Raw genomic sequence first — 1,803 nt, forward strand, 5'->3', positions numbered from 1 at the left:
GACCGGGTCAGGTGGGCTCGGCCGAAAGGTCTTCGCCGGTCGGCATTTCTACGCCTTCGCCGCTCGGGTGGGGCACCGGCACCCGTTCCACGTCGGCGTCGGCGCCGGTGCCGACGTAGCGCCGACCGGATCGGCCTGCCGGTGTGCGTGAGGGCAACCGGCCACCGAGGCCCGGCCCGACTTGGGGTCAGCCCCGTCACAGCCCACCCGGCAGTGCCGCCGCCCCCGACACCGCGAACCCGTCCGATCCGGCCCCCGAGGGCTCGCTCAGGTCGACTCGCGGCGGATCAGTTCCGTCGGCAGAATCACCGCCGCCGGGGCCTCTCCGCCCAGCTGGGCCAGCAGGAGGCGGACCATCTCGGCGCTGATGCGGTCGTAGGGCTGGCGGATCGTGGTGAGGGGCGGGGTGGCCTCCGTCGCCGCGATGGAGTCGTCGAAACCGCCCACCGCCACGTCCTCGGGGATCCGTCGGCCGGCCCGGCGCAGCGCGGTCAGGGCGCCGAGGGCCATGAGGTCGGAGGCGACGAACACGGCGTCCAGGTCCGGCGCCTGGGCCAGCAGCCGGTGGGTGCCCGCCTCTCCGGCGGCCCGGCTGTAGTCGCCGGAGACGACGAGCCGCTCGTCGATCTCGACACCGGCCTCCGTCAGGACCTCCTTGTAGCCGGCGAGCCGGTCGACACCACCGGGCGAGTCCAGCGGGCCGGTCACGATGCCGATCCGGCGCCGGCCCAGCGACAGCAGATGGCGCACCATGTCACGGGCGCCGTCGCGGTCGTCCGCGGCCACGTAGCTCACCTTCGAACCGGACCTCATGGGCTTGCCGCACTGGACGACGGGCACGCCCGCCTTGTGCAGTTCCTCGGCCACGGGGTCGGCGGAGTGGCTGGTCACCAGCAGGACGCCGTCGAGATGCCCCGCCGTGATGAACCGCTTGATCCGGCGCCGCTCGTCGTCGGTCCCCGCCAGCATCAGCAGCAGCGGGATGTCGTGCGCGGCCAGCGCCTGGGTGCAGCCGCGCAGCAGCACGTTGAAGTTGGGGTCCTCGAAGAACCGCTCCTGGGGCTCCGTGAGCAGGAAGCCGACGGAGTCGGAGCGGCCGGTGATCAGGGAGCGGGCGTGCCGGTTGACGACGTACCCCGTCTTGCGGATGGCGGCGTTGACCGCCTCCAGGGCGGGCGGGCTGACGTAGTGTCCGCCGTTGAGCACACGCGAGACCGTGCCCCGCGAGACCCCGGCCTCGCGGGCCACGTCGTGGATCGTCGGCGGTTTGCGCCTGCCCCCCGCATTGTTCATGGTCAAGACTCTAAGGCCCTGGGCGGCGGGACGGGGCGCCCGCACGGCGGCACAGCGCCAAGGGGTTGCGAGCGGGCTGGGATCGTGCACAGAAAAGTGTCAGGCAGGGCACTTGGCAAGGCTCCCCTCTGTGCGGTTATCTTGGGCCGCACACTTCTGGAACCGTGTGTGCACGTTCCCAACCACTCGAAACGGGAGAGACCCATGCCGGAGACCACCCCCAGGGGCCTCACCAGGCTCGCCTTCGGCGGGGACTACAACCCGGAGCAGTGGCCCGAGAGCGTCTGGGACGAGGACGTCCGGCTGATGCGCGAGGCCGGGGTCACCATGGTCAGCGTCGGGATCTTCTCCTGGGCGCTCCTGGAGCCCGAACCGGGTGCGTACGACTTCGGCTGGCTGGACCGGATCCTCGCCCTGCTGCACGAGAACGGCATCCGCGTCGACCTCGGCACGCCCACGGTCGTCCCGCCCGCCTGGTTCTACCGTGCCCACCCCGACGCACTGCCCACG

At 71.9% G+C, this 1,803-nt stretch carries 2 protein-coding genes; one reads left to right on the forward strand and one right to left on the reverse strand.

The window, feature by feature from the left end; genetic code table 11:
- Positions 1 to 267: 267 nt before the first annotated feature.
- Positions 268 to 1,299 carry a LacI family DNA-binding transcriptional regulator gene (locus EHS43_RS43780; protein WP_125195967.1) on the reverse strand — a complete coding sequence of 344 codons (1,032 nt, stop codon included), beginning with the start codon at positions 1,297 to 1,299 and terminating at the stop codon, positions 268 to 270.
- Between the two features lie 198 nt (positions 1,300 to 1,497).
- Between EHS43_RS43780 and EHS43_RS43785 the strand changes: the two genes are divergently transcribed.
- Positions 1,498 to 1,803, forward strand: a 306-nt coding sequence (locus EHS43_RS43785; RefSeq protein WP_185806666.1) for a beta-galactosidase, incomplete at its 3' end; no start/stop codon positions are given.

The organism is Streptomyces sp. RP5T (assembly GCF_003933965.1).
Lineage (GTDB): Bacteria > Actinomycetota > Actinomycetes > Streptomycetales > Streptomycetaceae > Streptomyces.